Below are 19,777 nucleotides of genomic sequence, written 5' to 3' on the forward strand. Positions count from 1 at the left end.
TTTTTCCGTTATTTTACTATTTTTGTAGAAGGCTTGCTTTCGTGATGAAGGCGATTAAGAGCCGTAATCTTGTAAGTATCAATCGTCTTTTGATTGATTGGTAGGTCTTTAATCGTTGTGATGGCGCCTTTTTCTTTTCTAACTGTTTGCAGCAATTCATATGTTCCTTTATTTGTAAATCGATAGACTGCATAATAGGATACGGTAGAATGTGGATCATTTTTGATTTGCAAAGCCGCACCATCCGCTGTCTTTTTCACAGATTGAATGATTGGTTTTTTAGGCGCTTTCTGATGAAGCCAAGGCATTTCTGGAATGAGAGCTGGTTTGCGGTATGACTCTTCTATCAATCGATCCTTTACATTCAAAGGGTTGCGATTGAGATCCTTCAAGCTGAAATGCATGCTTCCCTGCACGAGTTGTGACTGCCTGTTCAGCTCAATCTGCCTAAAATATTCTTCCGGGTCAGACCAAGCAGGATCACTGTTTTGGTTAATTTTATATGCCGCCTGACCAATATACAGGTGAACCGGCTCCCCTTTCACCTCATTTGACCACCATTTCGTCAGCACGTCATAAGCGGCAGCTTGAAAACCGATGCTCCAGTAAATTTGCGGAGTGACATAATCAATATCGTGCTGCTGAATCCACTCTCTTGTATCAGCATACAAATCATCGTAGTTGGTCATTCCAGCAGTGGTGTTTGAACCAGTCGGGTCATCTTTTATGTTGCGCCATACCCCGAATGGACTAATACCAAATTTCACATACGGCTTTTCTTTCTTAATGGTGTCATTGATCTGTTTCACCAGCTGATTCACATTATCTCTTCGCCAATCTTCTATATGTGTAAAAGCTTTTTTTCCATATGTTTCATATGTTTCTTGATCTGGAAACGGCACACCGGCTATTTTATTTGGGTAAAAATAATCATCCATATGCACTGCATCAATATCGTAGTTTTTCACAACCTCTTCTATGCCGAGGGCAATGAAGTCCTGAACCTCAGGGATGCCAGGGTTGTAATAAAGCTGATTACCGTAGGCAATGGTCCATTCAGGATGTTGTCTTGCAGGGTGATCAGCTGATAAACGGCTGAGATCAGTATGATTCATCGTGATTCGGTAAGGATTAAACCAAGCATGAAATTCAAGGCCGCGTTTATGAACTTCTTCTGTCATAAACTCAAGTGGATCATACCCAGGATCTTCCCCTTGCGTTCCAGTCAAATACTCTGACCACGGCCCGTATGCTGAAGGATAAAAAGCATCTGCTGTTGGTTTAATTTGCATAATGACGGCATTCATATTCATCGCTTTGATCTCGTCTAACAAACGAATGAACTCTTTTTTCTGCTCTGCTACGGGCAGCCCTTTCTTTGAGGGCCAATCTAAGTTATAAACCGATGCAATCCATACCGCGCGCATCTCTCTAGTGCTCTCAAGCTTCCCTTTTGGCACTGGACGAGCTGCTAGACTGCTAGAAGGAATCAATAAGAATACAAACATTAACATCAGTGTTAGAACTGTCATACTGATCTTTTTCAGCATGTTTTGCATCACCTCATATTCAGTTTATTCCGCTTTTTGTGATGGAATGCCAGCAGATGGTGTAAGCAGAATGTTTTTCATTTGATTGAGCTGAGATTCAGGGACTTTGCAAGCTTCAATTAAATACCGCTCTGCACTCCCGTATGTCTCCAGCATTTCGTGCAGCACATCTTCAAGATAATCTTGCTGCACACCGACAAGTGGCTGAATTTGTTCTTTTGATACCCGGTATAAACTCATCCATCGGACAAATCGTTCCTGCCTTCTGACAAGCATTTGCACGCCTTCATTAGAACGCATGTATTCACTTAAAACGACAGTCAGCGGTACACCTGCTATTAACTGAATCAGGGCAGATAAAAAACCTGTACGATCCTTGCCGCTCGTGCAGTGAAGCATCAGCGGATAATGGCTTTGATCTGAAAGCAGTGTGAACAGCTGCCGAATCTCTTCTTTACGCTCGGTGAGCATGCTTTGATATAAATCTTTCATGATCGGTGTAAATGAGAGAGACTTCCCTTCTGTTACCAGCATACGAAACATGGTCCATTTACTCGGCATCTTACTGTCAGGCTGCATCGGAATATGGACGATTTTGTCGTGTTCCTTGATCTTTGGTGGATGTGATTTACGTTCTGAGGTTGTACGGAGGTCGCAAACGGTTTGAATTCCGAGTGTTGAGAATATCTCGATGTCTTGTTTCGTCAAACGTGATAAGTCAGCGGATCGATAAATCATTCCCTCTTTGATCACCATCCCCTCTGTTGTTTGAAGTCCCCCTACTTCTCTAAAATTCGCAAGCTTTGAAAATGGGTTGTTTGATTGATTCATAGAAGTGAAAGTCCTTTCTGGTTTCGTTCTTTTTTCTATCATACGCTTTTATATCAAAGGAGAAAAGAGAATCAATTGACCTAATCCATGTAAGAGAATTTATTGGTATAATGGAAAAAGGACATTCGGATTGATTGGAGATATGAAGCATGATAAAAACAAAAAGGATTCAGCAAATTAAAGAGTATGTGTTTGACCGGGAATCTGCTTCACTTGATGAGCTTGTGGCGCATTTTGGTGTCTCAAAAAACACGATACGCCGAGATGTACAGGCATTGGTCGAGTCTGGCGTGCTCAAAAAAGTGTATGGCGGAGTGGCTGTGAACCACTCAACGTTAGTGGTGTATCAGGAGCGAAAGATCCGTCAGCTCAGTAAAAAGCAATTGATCGGTCAGACGGCTGCCGCTTTTGTGGAAAACGGGGATATGATTTTTATTGATTCTGGTACGACAACGCTTGAGATGCTCCCCTATTTGACTGAGAAACAGGTGACCATTGTCACCAATAATGTTGATTTCATTACACAAGCGATGCCTTATGAAAATCTCACCATCTTTTCTACTGGCGGGATGCTTGAAAGGAAAACAAATTCTTTCGTTGGCTATCAAAGTGTAGAGCGCTTAAAAGCTTACAATGTGAATAAAGCCTTTATCGCATCAACTGGTTTATCCATTGATCACGGCGTCACGAATTCGTCCCCGCTTGAAACCGATATTAAAAAGACGCTCGTTCAAAAAAGTGCCAAAACGTTTTTATTAGTGGATGATAGCAAATTCGATCATTACGCCTTGACCACGTTTTGTGATTTGCACGAAATTGATGTCGTCGTGACCAATCAGGAGCCAAATGAACATTATCTTCAATATGGAAAAGAGCATGATGTGCGGTTTGTCACGCCTTCATCAAATGAATAGATCAAAAAAAAACGGCTCAGGAATTTGAGCCGTTTTTTGATTCATTGATTTCAAGCTGCATGACCATACGGAATAAAAATCGGTACACAGCCGAGATAACGTCAATGAAAGCCATATCTTCGTGGATGTCCTCAAGCTCAAGAAGCTGTAAATTCACATCAAATAAGCCATCTTGTCCATTAAATTGAAGCTGAGCACCATTTAATGGCGATAGCAAGTCCTTTAAAATATTCGTGTCTTTCTTAGGACGTTTGAAACCGAATAACACGGTATACGTTTGAAACACTTCGTCCCATTCAATGGCCAAGCCATCAACTTTCACGACATCAAACCACTTTGATTCGATATAAATAAATTCTTTTTGATGTTTTTTCACATATGTAAGCGGTGTGTTTAAAAATGAGGCGTCTTCTGTTTGAATCATGTCCTCTGATTCCTTGTCTACACGCTCTATATATACATCGCCAAAGCGCGCTTCTTCTTTTATTCTCGCCCCTTCTAAAGGCCAATTGCGGCTCGCCGCTTCATCATATTCGAAGTCTGTCAGCGCTTGTCCTTCTTTCAGTAAATCTTGTAAGCGATTTTGCAGTGACATGGCTATGTCTCCTTTCTTCTCCTTCATGTGCGTTTATTATTTTAGCATAACTCAGGAAAAGAAAGATATGTCTTAGCATATGATGGTATGATAGTGTCAAAAGAAACATCTCGGAGGGGTACATTTTGCTCACAATGACACTGGCAGAAAAGATTGTAGACGAAGTGAAAAAGGTGCTGACTGAGGAAATCATCATCGCACAAACGAACGGCACCATCATTGCAGCAACAGATCCAGAGCGCATCGGACAATTTCATGAAGGAGCGTATCTGACATCTTTTGAAGGACAGAAACGAATTCTCACAAAGGATGACCAGCACCACATGAAAGGCGTCAAAGCTGGCATCAATCTACCTATTTATTTTAAGCAGGAGGTCATCGGAGTCATTGGGATGACAGGAGATCCTTTACATGTGTCTCCTTTTGGCGAAATATTAAGAAAAATGACCGAGCTGCTCATTCATGAACATGAATTTTTTCAAGAAACCGAAACGGATGAACGTCAGCTCGAAGCGTTTGTATTCGACTGGCTCCATCTGCCAGAGACAGCGATTGATCTCAATGAAAAAGCAACGCGGCTTCAGCTTGATATCAACAAGGAGCGCACAGTCGTCCTGATCGATTGTCAGGATGAATCGTTTATGAAACAAAATCAATACAAAGAATTAAAGGAAACGCTGAATCTCACTAGTCAGGAGATCATCGTCCGCTGGGGGCATGCACGCTTTTTGCTTATGCTGCAAACAACAGCAGATGATCGTAAAACACTGCAGCAGCGCCTATTTCACATCCATGCCTCCCTTACGGCGCAGAGCACGCCAGGGGTTTTGATTGGGGCGGGAAAACCAGCAGCTGCTCATTTGATGAAGCAATCCTTTCAACAAGCCTTTCGTGCATTAAAAATGGCACATGCTGATACGCCGATTGTATTTGATGAAGATTTAACGCTTGAACTTTTTATGGAGGAAGTGAGTCAGGAAACAAAGGAAGTATTTCTTGATCGAACGATCGCCCCTCTTCTCCCCTATCCTGAATTAGTGAAAACATTGCGGGTACTCATGACATCAGATTGCTCATTGAAATATACCGCAGAAGCAATGCATGTTCATATCAATACACTGCATTACAGGCTAAAACGAATCCAAGATTTAACGACACTTGATCCAAAGCGCATGCAAGATGCAATGCTTTTTTATTTAGCCTTCATGCTTTTAGATCATGATCCAAAAAAACGAAGCGAACAGCCCGATATTTTGTAGAATCGTCCATAGGCATGAGGCGATTCTTTTTTTATACTGAAAGAAACGATACGTCTAATCAGTAGGAGTTGAATGCGCATGTTAAATTCTGAATTTTTAAATCAATTGAAAAAGATTGTTGGTGCGCCTTACGTACAGGACAGTAAAGCCGATCGGCTTGCCTACTCTTATGATGCAACACCAAATTTTCAGCAGATGCCAGATGTCATCGTAAGCCCGCATACGGCTGAGGAAATCCAGCAAATTGTCCGGCTCTGCGCCTCATATCATATACCGATCGTGCCAAGAGGATCAGGAACGAACCTTTGTGCAGGTACATGTCCCACACAAGGCGGACTTGTGCTGCTATTTACAAGAATGAACCAATTAATAGAAATAGACGAAGAAAACCTGACAGCAACGGTGCAGCCTGGTTTGATCACACAGGAACTCATTCGCCAAGTAGAGGCAAAAGGGCTTTTCTATCCACCTGATCCAAGCTCTATGAAAATCTCTACATTAGGCGGAAATATTAATGAAAATTCAGGTGGTCTCCGGGGCTTAAAATATGGCGTGACAAGAGATTATGTACTTGGACTTGAAGTGGTTCTGCCAAACGGTGACATCATTAAAACAGGCGGCAAACTTGCAAAGGACGTGGCCGGGTATGATATGACCCGTTTGTTCGTAGGTTCAGAAGGAACGCTCGGGATTGTCACTGAAGCTACGCTGAAGCTTTTGCCGCTTCCAGAAACAAAACAAACGATGCTTTGCTTATATGAAAGCCTAGAGGAAGCAGCCGCTTCAGTGTCGGCGATTATTGCAGAGCGTATCATCCCCGCCACATTAGAATTTATGGATCAGCCGACCCTGGAAGTCGTTGAAGACTTTGCAAAAATTGGTCTGCCGACGGACGTTCAAGCGGTGCTGTTGATCGAACAGGACGGCCATCCTGAGGCGGTTTCCCGTGATATGCAGAGCATCGCAAAAGTCTGCCAGCAGCACGGAGCAAAAGAAGTGAATATCGCTCATTCTGAAGAAGAGGCAAATGCCCTTTTAACAGCGAGACGATCCGCTTTATCTGCCCTCGCCCGGTTAAGCCCAACGACCATTTTAGAAGATGCAACTGTCCCCCGGTCTGAAATTGCCAGCATGGTACGGGCAATCGAAGATATTGCGAAGGAGTACAAAGTGAAAATCTGTACATTTGGTCATGCAGGTGATGGCAATTTGCACCCTACTTGTGCAGCAGATGCAAGAAATGAAGAAGAAATGAAACGGGTGGAGGAAGCCTTTCAGGCCATTTTTGAAAAAGCCGTCTCACTTGGCGGCACCATTACGGGTGAACATGGTGTGGGACTTATGAAAGCCCCATACTTGGAACTAAAGGTCAAAAAAGAAGGCATTGCAGCAATGAAAGCGATCAAACAAGCGCTAGACCCAGAAAATATGATGAACCCTGATAAAGTGTTTGGAAAAGGCGCAAGAAAGCGGGTGGTGGTCTCATGAGTTCCTCTAAACAAACAGAGATTCAGCAATCATTTCAGCAGCAAATGGACGAAAAAGAGCTGCTCAATTGCATGCGCTGCGGCTTCTGCCTTCCCTCCTGCCCAACTTATATTGAATCTGGTCAACAAGAAACACACTCTCCCCGCGGCCGAATTGCTTTAATGAAGGCGGTAAGAGACGGCGTCATTGAGCCAGATGAAGATGTCGAGCATTCATTGAATCTTTGTCTTGGCTGCCGTGCATGTGAACCGGTCTGCCCTTCTGGCGTCAAATATGGCCGGTTACTTGAGGATGCAAGAGACATCATTCAGCAGCACAAAAAACAATCCATCCCTGTCAAACTTGTGAGACGTGCAGTATTCAAAGGACTCTTTCCTTCACAAAGCCGAATGCGGCAAGCGGCAGGACTTCTTCGATTTTATCAAACATCTGGTCTGCAAACAGCCGCCCGTAAAACTGGCATGCTGAAGGTGCTTCCACCGCACTTACGCCTGATGGAACAGGCGCTTCCAACGGTGCCGCGTCAACAAAAAAGCCGTTTGTCGGAATATAAAGCCGCAGGCCCAGCTAGAAAACGTGTCGCCTTTTTTACTGGCTGTTTAATGGATACCGTTTTTTCCAGTACAAACGAAGCGACCATCCAGCTTTTGCAGTTGGCAGGCTGTGACGTCATCGTCCCTCCTATTCAGACGTGCTGCGGAGCGCTTCATGGTCATAGCGGAGAAAAAGAGCAAGCGAAACAGCTAGCAAAGCGGAATATTGAAACATTTGAAAAGATAGATGCAGATGCCATAGTCATGAATGCGGGCGGTTGTGGTGCTTTTTTAAGTGATTACGATCATTTGCTTCACGATGATCTGGATTTTCAAAAACGAAGTGAAATCTTCTCAAAGAAAATCACCGATATATCAGACATTTTAGTGGAGCTGGAATTTCACCGCCGCATGCCGCTTGCTTTGCCAGAGCAGGTCATCACCTATCAAGATTCCTGTCATTTGCGGAACGGAATGGGTGTACAGCATGCGCCAAGGGTGCTGATGAAGGCCATTCAAGGCGTATCATTTAAAGAAATGAAGGATTCGGGCCGGTGCTGCGGCTCAGCTGGCATTTACAACATCTTGCAGCCAAAGATGTCGATGCAAATTTTAGATCATAAAATGACAGAAGCAAGGGAAACAAAGGCTGCTGCCATTGTTACATCTAATCCAGGCTGTCAGCTGCAAATGGCAGCAGGCATCAAACGCGCGGAGCACTCGCCGACCATGCGTGCCGTCCATCTAGCTGATTTATTATTAGAAGCCGTTCAATATGGAAAAAAAGCGTCCAGCCCATCAAGCTGAACGCTTTTTTCATGCATATCTTTAGACAATCGGTTAGATAATAGAGCCAAATCGCCGAAGGAGCTGGTCCAAATGCTGAAGAAAAACAAACAACAAAAGGACCCGAATTCAGTATTTGAAGCATTGTCACGTTCTGCTGATTTTACAAATGAGCTGTCTCGAAATGGAGATTTTCTGTATAAGATTTCCTTTTTTCGATCTTTAATTAATGGACATCTTCTACATGAACAAATTCTCCCCTCTCTCAAACAAATGCACCTGACACCTACTCTTGAAGAGCTGAAAGAACAAATTCCCATTGAGCAGGCTGTCATCACGAACGATCTTCAAAAAGTGGAAGAAGCCCTTCACCGGGGCAGCATTGCCATTAGACTAGAGACAGATTGGGGCAAAACGCTTCTTTTGCCGATTGAAGAAAAGAAAGGCAGACAAGTTGGTCCGCCTGAGATTGAATTTGGCATTATCAGTGCACAGGAAGCATTTGTGGAGGTTTTAGATACCAATTTAAATTTGGTCAGGCGGCGGCTGCCGACGCCTAACCTGAAAGTTGAGGAAAAGACGGTTGGTACGCTCTCTCAAACAAAAGTAGCCGTGTTATATATTGAAGAAATCGCTAACCCAGAAAACATCGAAACGGTTCTTCAGCGAATTGAGGACGTTGATTATGATCAGATTTTAGATGCGAATTACCTCGCTCAAATGCTTTATGATGTGTCCAATACGATTTTCCCGTTGTTTTTGAATACAGAAAGACCCGACCGCGTGTCTTCAGGTTTATCAGAAGGGAAAATTGCCATATTAGTGGATGGCTCGCCTCATGTCTTGCTTGCCCCAACTATTTTACTTGAGTATTTTTCCACTATGGAAGACTACAATATGTCATGGATTGCGGCTTCTTGCTTTAGGCTGTTACGCATATTTGCTGTGATATTTTCCATTTTTGCGACACCTTTATATGTCGCCGTTTTAACCTTTCATTATGAGCTGATCCCAAAGGATTTATTAGAAACCATTGTATCCTCGCGCTATCTTGTTCCATTTCCTCCGATCATTGAGGCACTATTTTTAGAGACTTCGATTGAATTACTAAGAGAAGCAGGGTCAAGGCTCCCGGCTAAAGTCGGTCAGACGCTCGGGATTGTTGGAGGGATTGTCATTGGACAGGCGGCTGTAGCAGCAGGCTTAACGAGCAATATTTTACTCATTATTGTTGCCCTGTCTGCTCTCGCCTCATTTGTCACGCCTATTTACAAAATGGGCAGTACCATTCGGCTGCTGAGATTTCCCTTCTTACTCGCAGCACAGGTTTGGGGCGCATTAGGCATTGCTGTGATGGGATCTTTTCTGCTCACCCATTTAATGAAATTAACTTCAATTGGCCGCCCATATTTAGAGCCTATTTTTCCAATGCGCCTTGCTGATTTAAAGGGCAGTTTGATTCGTCCTCAGCTCCGTTTTTTGAACAAAAGGCCGGAAAATTTACGACCGCAAAATGAAACCATCCATCGCTCTAAGCCAAAGCAAGGCCGCAAGGGGAAAAATGATTTTTATGAATAAGGAAGTGAAGGCATGAGTTCTTCTTCTGTCAAAGAGAAATTTCAAGTATCTCCTTATTTTGTGTTTTTTCTCGTCAATGCCAATCAAGTCGGTGTCAGCATTTTAAACTTTCAAACAAACCTTGTTCGTTCTATCAATAATGATGGATGGATCGCTATTTTGATTTCTGGCATGAGCGTCAATGTGATGATCTTTCTCATGTACTTGATGTTTAAAAAGGCACCTTCGGATGAATTTGGTGATATCACGCAATATGTATTTGGCAAATGGATTGGGCAATTATTAAACATTCTTTATATCTTATATTTTGCTTCTTTGTCGCTGACCGTTCTTATCCATTACATGGATGTGATCCATGTATGGCTGTTTAAAGAAATTCCTGGTCTTTTGTTTGCATCTGTACTGCTGCTGCTTGTGTATTACATTCATACTGGCGGCTTTAGAACCATTGCTGGCTGGGCATTTTTTAGCATTGTACTGACGTATTGGATGACATTTATCTGTTTTTATGCCATGAAATATAGTCACCTTCGTTTCATGTTCCCAATGTTTGATCATACATTTTCGCAAATGCTTGTGGGAGTCAAAGATGCATCCTTATCCATGTTTGGTTTTGGCACGCTGCTTGTCTATTATCCCTTTATTAAACAAGCTCAGACATCTCAAAAATTTGCTCACATGGGGGTATTATTTACGACATGCTTAAACTTGCTCACTTTTCTCGTCTCTATAGCGTATTACTCAAGTGCTCAGCTCAAATTAACAAAATGGCCGACGCTAACGTTAACGAGCATTGTGAAGCTTCCGTTTATCCAGCGCTTTGAATTTATTGAAGTGTCTCTTTGGCTGCTTCTGATCATTCCTAATATCACGATTCCATTATGGGCAGCGAGCCGAATGGCAAAAAAAATGCTTCATACGAGCCAGCGCGTCACGTTCATCGGGCTCAGCATCCTCATTCTGATCATGTTTTCGTTTTTTGCCAGTGCAACTTCTTTTGAAACCTTTAATCAATGGGTGGAATTTAGTGGATTCATTCTGATCTATGGATTGATTGTCTGTATGGTCATTGGACTGATGCTGAAAAAAAGGAGGGGGAAAAAACGAGCATGAAACGTTATATACTTACGGGCCTCATGTTGTGTAGTCTTTTGTTAACCAGCTGTGCAGAGCCCCGCCTTTTAGATGAATTAAATATCTCCCAGGCGGCGGGATTTGATTTAGTGGAAGATGGAGAAATGAAGGGTTTCTTTGTCTTCCCTGTCTTTAAAAGTCAAGAACAAGGAAGTTATCAAATATTAAGTGCAAGGTCAAACACCATTAGCAATATTCAATTTCTTGTATCAGAAAAATCGCCTTTTCCAGTCGTCATGGGCCAGGTGCTCGTTATTTTAGTCAGTGAAAAGTTAGCAAAAGAAGTCGGCATGATCGATTTAATGAATTATATTTATCGTGATCCTATTATTGGTTCACGCCAAGTGTTTGCAATTGTAGGCGGAGAAGTGGAAGAGTTATTATACACAAAAATGAATCAAACGAACTTAAATATAGGTGTATATCTCTCTGATCTGCTCACCCAAAATATGCGAAATGGCAATGAACCTGTCACCAATCAGCATATTTTTATGAATCAGATGCTGGCAAAAGGGGTCGATGCATACCTCCCTTACATCAAGAAAACAAACAGTGGCATCAAGATCACAGGAGTCGCTCTGTTTGATCATGAAAAAATGGTCAGTCATATACCTGGAAAAGACACGTTCACATTTAAAGCGATGATTGAAAATCATAAAAATGGCATCTATGAGTTTCAATTGGCAGATCAAGCAAAGACCCATGTCGTCATTGAAAATATCAAATCTCATGTGTCTTACCGAATCAAACCAACGAAAAACCTAACAAAGAAGCCTCATATCATGATTGATATCAAGCTGAAAGGCGAATTAAAAGAATTCATGAAGTCCAAAAAAATTGATAAACCTTCTATATTGAACCATGTTGAAAAAGAAGTAGAAAAACGTGTCGCTCAGCAAGGACAAGACCTTGTTCAATCCTTTAAAAAGCAAAACATAGATCCTCTTGGGCTGGGCCTTAGGTATAGATCAAAAGACAAAGCAGTGACACCAGAAAAATGGAAGAACATTTATCCTGATGCAGATGTACAAGTTAAATGCCACATGAAAATTGTTCAAACGGGAGTCAGCCAATAAAAAGGCTTATTCAAATATGTCTTGCTTGTTCTCCAAGATTTTGCACACTTTCATTTTCACTCGTGGAACATGATCTTTTTGATAATATTCATTTAAAATCTTTTCTATTTCATTTTTATCAGTTTTAAGGATTTTAGGTGAATATTGTTCCACTAGAGCCGGTCTATTCCCGTTTGCACAGTTTGCCATTGTATCTAGTACAATTAAGCTGAAAGGTCTTCCTTTGTTTAGCCAAGATTTCATTCTCTCCCAGGTTGGGTAGCTGACGGCTGCCAGCCTTCCCCACTGATCGTGAAAATGGGTGCAATTTGACTCCATCCAATCCAATATTTTATTAGAACGGAAACGGTGCAGGCAAATAAAAGCACAATTCTTTTTCACTGACAGATTTCATTTTATCTAGAATACGTTGTAATCCCTCATCTTTTGGCAAACTGCTGGCGGCTGCCCACGAAAGCGGATAAAGAAATTCTTCATCCGCTTGATCCAAAAGTTCCCTCACCCACCCAGCAGCAGAGGTACCTAACACATCAGCCGTAATTTCTAACATGCGCGATTTCACTTCGACATGATGTGTTTGATCAAACCTACTTTGAACAGCATCCAAGATTCTTTGCTGATCGTGCTGTTTCAAAGCAACGATGACATCATCCTCAAGAAACCATCTAGTGATTGAAAAGTCTAATAAAGACACAAAATCACGCCTAACCGCTTGTAATGTTGGTGCTTTTTCACTTTTGGTGATGACAACATCCTCCTCTAATTGGAAAGCCTGTCCGTCCTCTCCATAAAAATCATCGTGCAGTAAAAATTGTTTAGAAGAATGGAGAACAGCTAGGTTTTACCATTCAATAGGCCGTAATGAATAGGTAAGTAGTCTTTCGTGGCATTGACGGCATAATTCATAAGGCTGTTTCGGTTCATCAGACGCTTCTAAAATGTCCAATTCATTTTTTTGACAGGCTTCACATAAAGTAGTTGTCCCCAAAAATTCCACTTCCTTTTCCTGCAAATGAATGATCATTCTGCTTTTATCATTCGAGAAAGCATGAGGTGAAATAGAGATTAATCTTTCTATCATCCGCGGCCATTGAACCATGTTGATTCAATTGAAAAGATATTCTAATCTTCATCCTTTACATCGGGGTCTTCCGGAATCGGTTCATTTAAGATCTCTTGGACGAGCTCTTTATATTGTTCGAGCTGCTTTAAATGCGTTTGAAACTGCCCTTGATAAATAAGATAAGATTCCCCGTCAAATACGTAACGGATCTTTTTTTGCTGGATCAATTTTTCAATATACGCTTCTGATACTTCCAAGTATTCAGCTGTTTCTGCGATTGTTAAATACATGCTTGTGCACCACCCGTTCGTTTCATCTATCAAATTATATCATGATCTGCTGAAAAAACGGATGCAGCCTATTCTCTTTTCTGGTGACCATTCTTCATATAGCAAGTAGATCGTCTAGATGCCGGCAAATATGGTATGATAAAATCTGCTAGATGAGAGCTTGCCAACATAAATTTGGTGAAAAAGCCAGGTTCAGTGGTGACTCTATGAGCCGCAAGCCATGCTGGCATATATAGAAAGCATACTCATGAGAAAAGCAAAACAAGCATAGGCTCTTATAAGGATGCTTGAAGAAAATTCGTATTTAAAGGCAGAGTGAAATGAATGGGAACCTTTTTTAATGAAATTTTAACCTGGCTGACAAGCCTTGGTTATGTGGGGGTAGCACTAGGGCTGATGATTGAAATCATTCCGAGTGAAATTGTACTTGCCTATGGCGGATATATGGTGTCAACAGGCACAATCGGTTTTGTTGGAGCTGTTATTGCCGGCGTCATCGGTGGTACGCTCGCCCAGTGTTTTATTTACTGGATCGGTCTGTACGGCGGAAGACCTTTTTTAACAAAGTATGGAAAGTATTTATTCATCCATGAACATCATATCGCGACTGCAGAGCGCTGGTTTGACCGGTATGGAACCGGTGTAGTGTTTACCGCGCGCTTTATCCCTGTTGTGCGCCATGCCATCTCGATTCCAGCAGGTATTGCCAAGATGCCTTTTTTAAAATTTGTTTTCTTGACAGGATTAGCTGCCATCCCTTGGTCTATTTTATTTATCTATCTTGGCATGCAGCTTGGGACAAAATGGGATCATATTCAAAGTGTTGCTCATACTTATACAACCCCTATTATGGTCATTGCTATTGTCCTGATTGTTCTCTATTTTGTACTCAAAAAAATTCGGACGAATCGAAAACGGACAATTTAACAAAAACGCCTTTCACTGATCTGGTGAAAGGCGTTTTTTTATGAGTGTGCTGATTGTTTTTTCATATATTGTGATAATTCTATAATCATTGCACCCATTCTCTCAAGTGAAGGGGCAAGAATTCGGTCTATTCCTTCTTCTTTTAAAGCTTCAGCAGTGACTTTTCCAACAGCTACTGCCAGAACGTCCTGCTCGAATAATGCTTGCAATTCTTCTTTTCTGCCCCATTCTGCGGCCAGTTTGAAAAAGGCGTGAACCTGGACAGCGGTTGTAAAACAGACAGCATGAACTTGTCCATCTTTCATTTCTTGCAGAAGCGTTTCAGCAGCCTCTGGTTCAGGTGGTGTGTGCTGATATGGTAAAAGCGGCAAAACATCTGCCCCCTTGTCATGTAAAAACTGAATGAGAGCTGGTGCATTTTCACCATGAAGCTGAACCATTACACGTTTGCCTTGAAACTCCTTGTCTTCAAGTTTTGAAATTAAGTCACGAACCGTACCGTCTTCATCAGAGACCTCCGGGTGAATCCCGCGTTTTTTCAGCGCAGCAAAGGTTTTGTACCCTCTTGAAGCAATATGGGCATTTGATAGAATGTTCATAAATTCATTACCAAGCTGCAGCTCTTCTGCACTCTCAATTAATGTATCTGTACCGATGCCTGTTGTTAAGATGACCCAGTCTGCCCCTTGTTTCACAAAGGTCTCTATGCCTGGCTTTAATTCTTCTTTTGCTAAAAATACGGTTCCTTGAAGAGAGCGAATAACGGCTTGTCCTCCTTGTTTTTCGACAAGTGTACGCATTTCTTCTGTTTTTCTCGTTCCACAAATGGCAATCGTTTTCCCAGATAAGCCTTTACTCATATTATCCCTCTTTTTCTATCACATTTGATATGTATTAAATATAGATTTATTTGGAAGACGATGCAAGTGTCTACTAAAAAAGAGCTTGACGTTTCTATCGAATTCGAGTATCTTTTGTAAGTGCAAATTGTAGGAGGTCATTATGGAAAAACAGAATGTTCAAGCAATTCGATTATCAATTGCAGACCCAACACCGCTTGGTTTGTTTGGTTTAGCAATGGTGACGCTCGTTGCGTCCTCACAAAAACTAGGAATCACAGATGGCACTTCCCTTATTTTACCTTGGGCTATCTTCCTTGGAGGAATCGCGCAGCTGATCGCGTCCATACAAGATTCAAAGCATCATAATATTTTTGGAGCCACTGCTTTTGGCGCATTCGGTCTTTTCTGGATGGGCGTTGGAACGACTTGGCTCATTCAAGCCGGCGTTTTTGGGAAAACGCTTGCGGGAGCAGCAGATCCAAAACAGCTAGGTTTTGCATTTGTTGGTTATTTGATTTTCAGCTTGTTTATGACGATTGGTGCAATGGAAACACATAAAGTGTTATTTTTGATTTTCGTCTTTATTGATTTCTTATTCATTGGTCTTTCCCTTAGCACGTTTGGTGTGATGTACGATGTGACTCATACCATGGCAGGTATTGCAGAATTGATCATTTCCCTGCTTTCATTTTATGGTTCTGCAGCTGTTGTGCTAAATACACATTTTGGCCGTATTGTTCTGCCAATTGGACAACCATTTCGCATTTTTACAAAAGCATAAATAAAAAAGAACTGCGCTGTGCAGTTCTTTTTTTGTTTATTTTTCTTGCGCCTCTTGAAAGATCTCTCCGATGATTTCATACGAGCGCATTCTTTCTTGATGGTCAAACATATCCGAATTAATCATCACTTCATCAGCTTGAGTAGCTTCAATAAAGGCTTCTAATTCTGTTTTCACCTTTTCTTTATCCCCAATGATAGTCGAGCTTAATTGTTCATCCACCATCGCCTTTTCATATGGACTCCAAAGACCGTCCATGCTGTCGACAGGCGCTTTCAGTTTTCCTGGTGTATTACGAATGAGACTTAAAAACCGCTGATAATGAGAGGTTGCCAAATATTCAGCACGCTCAGTTTGATCTGCAGCAAAAACCGTCACACCAACCATGGCATAAGGCTCTTTTAACACATCAGAAGGTCTAAATGACTGTCTGTACAATTCTAACGCGGGAATTGTATTTTTAGGTGAGAAATGTGCTGCAAAGGCAAATGGCAGTCCAAGTTCTCCTGCAAGTCTGGCGCTAAAACCACTTGAACCAAGGAGCCAAATTGGAATGTCCAGGCCTTCTCCTGGAACAGCTCTTACATGTTTTTTAACCTGACCGGTCGGCTTGAAATATTGCATCAGTTCTTCAAGCTGCTCAGGGAAATCTTCTCCGTTATGAAGATTACGTCTAAGCGCTCTTGCTGTTAACTGATCCGTCCCTGGTGCTCGGCCAAGACCTAAATCAATTCTCCCCGGATACAATGTCTCAAGTGTGCCAAATTGTTCGGCTATGACAAGTGAAGAGTGATTTGGCAGCATAATCCCACCAGATCCTACTCGAATTTTTTCAGTTCCTCCCGCAATATATCCAATTAAAACGGACGTTGCAGAGCTCGCAACCCCTTCCATGTTATGGTGTTCTGCCAGCCAGTATCTATGATAGCCCCACTTCTCCGCCTTTTTTGCTAAATCCATGCTACGATCAAAAGATTCTTTAATGGTGCCTCCTTCTGTCACAGAGGATAAATTTAAAACGGAATAGGCTTTGCCCTGTAAAACTGATTGACTCATAAATGATGTCCCCATTTCTGTCAAATATCATACTATTTTATACTTTCAACACCATAACATAAATCCATGAAAGATTTAAATAATTTGATTCGATGATTTTCGAAATGATGATTTTTTAGGTTTTACTTCCAATTTAAAAATTTGCACATAGAATGAAATATCAATTCTAGGAGATGGGCAATTTGTACAATCAATTCGAACACAAATGTCCCTTTTGCGGTAAATACCATGAACAGCCTCATTACAAAAGATCACGTCATGACCGTCCTCTAAAAAGAGACTGTCCATTCATTAAACAAGAATATATAAAACAAAATATATCTCAAGGGGATCACCCCTGCCACATTGCAAAAGGAATAAAGCAATCAAAACCAAATCAAAGAGCTGGACCAAGAGGCCCGGCAGGCCCAGCAGGTCCCCCCGGACCAACCGGACCTACTGGACCAGCTGGCGGGTTAACCGGCGCTATTCCTTTTAATCCCTCACAATCACAAGATTACGATGCAGGGCAAGTGGTCACGTTTGATGGCAGTACTTACATTGCCAATGTAGACGCTCCATCAGGAATACCTGGACTCTCCCCCGACTATACCCTTTTGGCTGCTTCTGGAGAAACTGGGCCTACGGGTCCTACTGGGATCGGATTAAGTGGTGTTGAATCCTATGATCCTGTAACGGCACCAACATATTCAGTAGGGCAAGTGGTCACTTATGGTGGGGGTACTTATCTTGTGAATTCTTCACCACCTTCAGGTACGCCAGATACGTCGCCAGATTACACACTTTTAGCAGCACCAGGTGAAACTGGACCTGCAGGTGCTACGGGTATTACTGGCGCGACTGGACCTACTGGCGCCACGGGCAGCACCGGAGCTACTGGTCCTACTGGTGCCACAGGTTCTACTGGATCAACGGGCAGCACTGGAGATACTGGTCCTACTGGCGCTACGGGCAGCACTGGATCAACGGGTCCTACCGGTGCCACTGGTATTACTGGAGATACCGGACCTACCGGGGCTACGGGCAGCACCGGAGCTACTGGTATCACTGGATCAACGGGTCCTACCGGGGCAACGGGCAGCACTGGAGATACCGGACCTACTGGTGCAACGGGTAGCACTGGAGATACTGGTCCTACCGGTGCCACTGGTATTACCGGAGATACTGGGCCTACTGGCGCTACGGGCAGCACTGGAGATACTGGTCCTACCGGTGCCACTGGTATTACTGGAGCTACCGGACCTACCGGGGCAACGGGCAGCACTGGAGATACTGGTCCTACCGGTGCCACTGGTATTACTGGAGCTACCGGACCTACCGGGGCAACGGGCAGCACTGGAGATACTGGTCCTACTGGTGCCACCGGGGCTACAGGTAGCACTGGACCAACGGGTCCTACCGGTGCCACTGGTATTACTGGAGCTACCGGACCTACCGGGGCAACGGGCAGCACTGGAGATACTGGCCCTACCGGTGCCACTGGTATTACCGGAGCTACTGGGCCTACTGGCGCTACGGGCAGCACTGGAGATACTGGTCCTACCGGTGCCACTGGTATTACTGGAGCTACCGGATCTACCGGGGCAACGGGCAGCACTGGAGATACTGGTCCTACCGGTGCCACTGGTATTACTGGAGATACCGGTTCTACTGGCGCTACGGGCATCACCGGAGCTACTGGGGCAACTGGTGTCACTGGATCAACCGGTCCTACTGGCGTAACGGGTAGCACTGGAGATACTGGTTCTACCGGGGCTACAGGTAGCACTGGACCAACGGGTCTTACCGGTGCCACTGGTATTACCGGAGATACTGGGCCTACTGGCGCCACGGGTAGTACTGGAGCTACTGGTTCTACCGGGGCTACAGGTAGCACTGGACCAACGGGTCTTACCGGTGCCACTGGTATTACCGGAGTTACTGGGCCTACTGGCGCCACGGGTAGCACTGGATCAACCGGTCCTACTGGTGCCACAGGTTCTACTGGATCAACCGGTCCTACCGGTGCCACTGGTATTACCGGAGATACTGGTCCTACTGGCGCTACGGGCAGCACTGGAGATACTGGTTCTACCGGGGCAACGGGCAGCACTGGAGCTACTGGTTCTACCGGGGCTACAGGTAGCACTGGACCAACGGGTTCTACCGGTGCCACTGGTATTACCGGAGCTACCGGTTCTACCGGGGCTACGAGCAGCACCGGAGCTACTGGTCCTACTGGTGCAACAGGTTCTACTGGATCAACGGGCAGCACTGGAGATACTGGTTCTACTGGCGCTACAGGTAGCACTGGAGATACCGGACCTACTGGTGCAACGGGTAGCACTGGACCAACGGGTCCTACTGGTGCCACTGGTATTACTGGAGCTACCGGTTCTACTGGCGCTACGGGCATCACCGGAGCTAATGGTATCACTGGATCAACGGGTCCTACCGGGGCAACGGGCAGCACTGGAGCTAATGGTATCACTGGATCAACGGGTCCTACCGGGGCAACGGGCAGCACTGGAGATACTGGTCCTACCGGTGCGACGGGTAGCACTGGACCAACGGGTCCTACTGGCGTCACAGGTATCACTGGAGATACCGGACCTACCGGGGCTACGGGCAGCACCGGACCTACTGGTCCTACTGGTGCAACAGGTGCTACTGGATCAACCGCTCCTACTGGTGCTACTGGTATCACTGGAGCTACCGGACCTACTGGTGCAACGGGTAGCACTGGAGCTACGGGTCCTACCGGTGCCACTGGTATTACTGGAGCTACCGGACCTACCGGGGCAACGGGCAGCACTGGAGATACTGGTCCTACTGGTGCCACCGGGGCTACAGGTAGCACTGGACCAACGGGTCCTACTGGTGCCACTGGTGCTACTGGTATCACTGGAGCTACCGGACCTACTGGTGCAACGGGTAGCACTGGAGATACTGGTCCTACCGGTGCCACTGGTATTACCGGAGATACTGGTCCTACTGGCGCTACGGGCAGCACTGGAGCTACGGGTCCTACCGGTGCCACTGGTATTACTGGAGCTACCGGACCTACCGGGGCAACGGGCAGCACTGGAGCTACT

General features: G+C 44.1%; 18 protein-coding genes. 10 read left to right on the forward strand and 8 right to left on the reverse strand.

What is annotated here, in order from left to right; genetic code table 11:
• Window positions 1-8: 8 nt before the first annotated feature.
• Both AC20OE_RS14415 and AC20OE_RS14420 read right to left on the reverse strand, forming a co-directional pair.
• Window positions 9-1,550, reverse strand: a complete 1,542-nt coding sequence (locus AC20OE_RS14415) for a glycoside hydrolase family 10-like protein (protein WP_268503131.1) — start codon at window positions 1,548-1,550, stop codon at window positions 9-11.
• Window positions 1,551-1,574: 24 nt separating this feature from the next.
• Window positions 1,575-2,381 carry a tyrosine-protein phosphatase gene (locus tag AC20OE_RS14420; RefSeq protein WP_268503132.1) on the reverse strand — a complete coding sequence of 269 codons (807 nt, stop codon included), beginning with the start codon at window positions 2,379-2,381 and terminating at the stop codon, window positions 1,575-1,577.
• A gap of 149 nt (window positions 2,382-2,530) precedes the next feature.
• On the opposite strand from AC20OE_RS14420, the gene AC20OE_RS14425 reads away from it, so the two are divergent.
• A complete protein-coding gene (locus tag AC20OE_RS14425; protein WP_106025080.1) occupies window positions 2,531-3,295 on the forward strand; it encodes a DeoR/GlpR family DNA-binding transcription regulator in 765 nt (254 codons plus the stop codon).
• Between the two features lie 16 nt (window positions 3,296-3,311).
• On the opposite strand, the gene AC20OE_RS14430 is transcribed toward AC20OE_RS14425, so the two are convergent.
• Window positions 3,312-3,890: a hypothetical protein gene (locus AC20OE_RS14430; RefSeq protein WP_039179141.1), complete on the reverse strand. Its 579-nt coding sequence runs from the start codon at window positions 3,888-3,890 to the stop codon at window positions 3,312-3,314.
• Between the two features lie 125 nt (window positions 3,891-4,015).
• Between AC20OE_RS14430 and AC20OE_RS14435 the strand changes: the two genes are divergently transcribed.
• The 6 genes from AC20OE_RS14435 to AC20OE_RS14460 all read left to right on the forward strand — a co-directional run bounded on the left by AC20OE_RS14435 (window position 4,016) and on the right by AC20OE_RS14460 (window position 11,744).
• Window positions 4,016-5,149, forward strand: a complete 1,134-nt coding sequence (locus tag AC20OE_RS14435) for a CdaR family transcriptional regulator (RefSeq protein ID WP_107164262.1) — start codon at window positions 4,016-4,018, stop codon at window positions 5,147-5,149.
• A 78-nt stretch (window positions 5,150-5,227) separates the two neighbouring features.
• Window positions 5,228-6,637: a glycolate oxidase subunit GlcD gene (gene glcD, locus AC20OE_RS14440; protein ID WP_099663340.1), complete on the forward strand. Its 1,410-nt coding sequence runs from the start codon at window positions 5,228-5,230 to the stop codon at window positions 6,635-6,637.
• Complete coding sequence (locus AC20OE_RS14445; RefSeq protein WP_058838612.1) at window positions 6,634-7,977, forward strand: (Fe-S)-binding protein; 1,344 nt, start codon at window positions 6,634-6,636, stop codon at window positions 7,975-7,977. The genes glcD and AC20OE_RS14445 overlap by 4 nt, the downstream gene beginning before the upstream one ends.
• Before the next feature lie 72 nt (window positions 7,978-8,049).
• Entirely contained in the window at window positions 8,050-9,534 is a 1,485-nt protein-coding gene (locus tag AC20OE_RS14450) for a spore germination protein (protein WP_058838611.1), read from the forward strand.
• A gap of 12 nt (window positions 9,535-9,546) precedes the next feature.
• A complete protein-coding gene (locus tag AC20OE_RS14455) occupies window positions 9,547-10,647 on the forward strand; it encodes a GerAB/ArcD/ProY family transporter (protein ID WP_099663341.1) in 1,101 nt (366 codons plus the stop codon).
• Window positions 10,644-11,744, forward strand: coding sequence for a Ger(x)C family spore germination protein (locus AC20OE_RS14460; protein WP_064498561.1), 1,101 nt, complete (start codon window positions 10,644-10,646; stop codon window positions 11,742-11,744). The genes AC20OE_RS14455 and AC20OE_RS14460 overlap by 4 nt, the downstream gene beginning before the upstream one ends.
• A gap of 6 nt (window positions 11,745-11,750) precedes the next feature.
• Here AC20OE_RS14460 and AC20OE_RS14465 read toward each other — a convergent pair whose 3' ends face one another.
• The 3 genes from AC20OE_RS14465 to AC20OE_RS14475 form a co-directional block, all read right to left on the reverse strand.
• On the reverse strand, window positions 11,751-11,987 hold the full coding sequence (locus AC20OE_RS14465; RefSeq protein WP_231730894.1) for a hypothetical protein: 237 nt from the start codon (window positions 11,985-11,987) through the stop codon (window positions 11,751-11,753).
• A gap of 91 nt (window positions 11,988-12,078) precedes the next feature.
• A complete protein-coding gene (locus tag AC20OE_RS14470) occupies window positions 12,079-12,438 on the reverse strand; it encodes a hypothetical protein (RefSeq protein ID WP_231730895.1) in 360 nt (119 codons plus the stop codon).
• A gap of 428 nt (window positions 12,439-12,866) precedes the next feature.
• Entirely contained in the window at window positions 12,867-13,097 is a 231-nt protein-coding gene (locus AC20OE_RS14475) for an excisionase family DNA-binding protein (RefSeq protein WP_039179160.1), read from the reverse strand.
• 324 nt (window positions 13,098-13,421) lie between these two features.
• Between AC20OE_RS14475 and uptA the strand changes: the two genes are divergently transcribed.
• Entirely contained in the window at window positions 13,422-14,024 is a 603-nt protein-coding gene (uptA, locus tag AC20OE_RS14480; RefSeq protein WP_039179163.1) for an undecaprenyl phosphate transporter UptA, read from the forward strand.
• Window positions 14,025-14,062: 38 nt separating this feature from the next.
• Here the strand turns inward: uptA and AC20OE_RS14485 are convergent, their stop codons facing one another.
• Window positions 14,063-14,884: a uroporphyrinogen-III synthase gene (locus tag AC20OE_RS14485; RefSeq protein WP_039179165.1), complete on the reverse strand. Its 822-nt coding sequence runs from the start codon at window positions 14,882-14,884 to the stop codon at window positions 14,063-14,065.
• Window positions 14,885-15,026: 142 nt separating this feature from the next.
• Between AC20OE_RS14485 and AC20OE_RS14490 the strand changes: the two genes are divergently transcribed.
• Window positions 15,027-15,647, forward strand: a complete 621-nt coding sequence (locus tag AC20OE_RS14490; RefSeq protein WP_047203394.1) for an acetate uptake transporter — start codon at window positions 15,027-15,029, stop codon at window positions 15,645-15,647.
• A gap of 36 nt (window positions 15,648-15,683) precedes the next feature.
• On the opposite strand, the gene AC20OE_RS14495 is transcribed toward AC20OE_RS14490, so the two are convergent.
• On the reverse strand, window positions 15,684-16,703 hold the full coding sequence (locus tag AC20OE_RS14495; protein WP_058838608.1) for an LLM class flavin-dependent oxidoreductase: 1,020 nt from the start codon (window positions 16,701-16,703) through the stop codon (window positions 15,684-15,686).
• 182 nt (window positions 16,704-16,885) lie between these two features.
• Between AC20OE_RS14495 and AC20OE_RS14500 the strand changes: the two genes are divergently transcribed.
• The coding region (locus AC20OE_RS14500; RefSeq protein WP_487268924.1) for a beta strand repeat-containing protein at window positions 16,886-19,777 on the forward strand (2,892 nt) is incomplete at its 3' end.

Source organism: Bacillus sp. SRI_025, assembly GCF_057592095.1.